This window comes from Bacillus sp. SIMBA_005 (genome assembly GCF_046535585.1).
Taxonomy (GTDB): domain Bacteria; phylum Bacillota; class Bacilli; order Bacillales; family Bacillaceae; genus Bacillus; species Bacillus pumilus.
Window position 1 is genome coordinate 1 of record NZ_JAWRWI010001130.1, and the last position, 237, is coordinate 237.

Genomic DNA, 237 nt, shown 5'->3' on the forward strand with positions numbered 1-237 from the left:
ATGGCGGTGTAGCTCAGCTGGCTAGAGCGTACGGTTCATACCCGTGAGGTCGGGGGTTCGATCCCCTCCGCCGCTATAAAGGACCTTTAGCTCAGTTGGTTAGAGCAGACGGCTCATAACCGTCCGGTCGTAGGTTCGAGTCCTACAAGGTCCACCATCTATACGGAGGAATACCCAAGTCCGGCTGAAGGGATCGGTCTTGAAAACCGACAGGGGTGTCAAAGCCCGCGGGGGTTC

General features: G+C 57.4%; 2 tRNA genes. Both read left to right on the forward strand.

What is annotated here, in order from left to right:
* The first annotated feature begins 2 nt into the window (after positions 1-2).
* A tRNA-Met gene (locus tag SB660_RS23645) sits at positions 3-76 on the forward strand.
* A 4-nt stretch (positions 77-80) separates the two neighbouring features.
* Positions 81-157: transfer RNA gene (locus SB660_RS23650), tRNA-Ile, on the forward strand.
* The last annotated feature ends 80 nt before the right edge of the window (positions 158-237 follow it).